This is a genomic window from Neisseria sp. P0021.S007, assembly GCF_051956855.1.
This window is the reverse complement of sequence record NZ_JBQCXA010001857.1, coordinates 1-229: the sequence shown is the minus strand read 5'-3', so window position 1 is coordinate 229 and position 229 is coordinate 1. Positions and strand designations below refer to the sequence as shown.

Below are 229 nucleotides of genomic sequence, written 5' to 3'. Positions count from 1 at the left end.
GCGGTACGGTTGCCGTTGAAGTCGTAGTGGTAGCGGATGCTTTCGGTAACGGGCAGGTACAGCATGTCGTACTGCGCATCGCGCCAGTCGGTTTCGGGCAAACCGTTTCGGGCGTTCTCTTCCTTAGCCGGTACTTTCCATTGGTGCTGGCCGATGATTTGGCCGTTGCCGTTGTAGTCGAAGCAGGTAATGCTGTGACTGTTGGCGGCGCGGACGAGGTTGCCGTCCA

The 229-nt window shown here is 58.5% G+C and carries 1 pseudogene; it reads right to left on the bottom strand.

Annotation, left to right across the window (positions count from 1 at the left end):
• A pseudogene (locus ACTHUR_RS21810) lies at nt 1-229 on the bottom strand (RHS repeat protein); the annotation flags it as partial.